The organism is Oleiphilus sp. HI0079 (genome assembly GCF_001635105.1).
The window spans coordinates 1-893 of record NZ_LWFT01001106.1; the positions used below are offsets into that span (position 1 = coordinate 1).

General features: G+C 51.8%; 1 protein-coding gene. It reads left to right on the plus strand.

What is annotated here, in order from left to right; genetic code table 11:
- Positions 1-46: 46 nt before the first annotated feature.
- Positions 47-893: helicase-related protein (locus tag A3750_RS19610; RefSeq protein ID WP_255374892.1), on the plus strand; the 847-nt coding region annotated here is incomplete at its 3' end.

The window sequence follows — 893 nt, forward strand, 5'->3', positions numbered from 1 at the left end:
TTTGCGCCTGCGTCAGGGGTTTAGAACAAGCGCCTTCTACGAGGGTTTGAGCATTATCGAACGTGACCGTGCGGCGGCGTATTTCGCTGATCGAGAAGAGGGTGCTCAGGCCTTGATCTGTTCGGAAATTGGCAGTGAAGGGCGTAATTTCCAGTTTGCGAGCAACCTTGTGTTACTGGATCTTCCAAAGAATCCGGATTTGCTGGAACAGCGCATCGGGCGCTTGGATCGAATCGGCCAATTGCGCGATGTTCAGATTCATGTGCCATATATCAAAGGCTCGGAGCGAGAAGGCTGGTATCGCTGGTTCCATGAGGCGCTGAATGCGTTTGAAACGAGTTGCCCGGCAGGCTATGCCATTCAACAGCAGTATGATGATCGCCTCAAACAGTATTTGGACGCCGCGGATTACAACGCTGATGGCGCAAGTCAGTTTATAAGCGAGGTGCGCGGCCATCAAGAAGCGCTGATGGCGGAAATGCAGCAAGGCCGCAATGTATTGTTGGAATTGAACTCCTGCCGAACGGAGGAGGCGCAAGCATTGATAGAGTTGTTGGAGTCTGAGGAACGGAGCCAAGAACTCGCCGCTTACATGCAGCGTGTTTACGATTTATATGGTGTTGAACAAGAGCATCAATCAGATGGCTCACTCGTATTGCACCCTGGCGAGCATATGCTAACAACGGAATTTCCCTGTCTGACCGATGAAGGGATGACGCTGACTTATCAGCGTGAAAAAGCGCTGGTCCGCGAAGATATGGATTTCGTTACTTGGGAGCATCCCATGGTGACGGAACTCATGGATCAAATGCAAAGCGGTGAGCTCGGCAATGCGGCACTCGCGAAAATTTCGGTGAAGGGTATTCCTCCTGGGACCTTATTCCTGGAGGCGA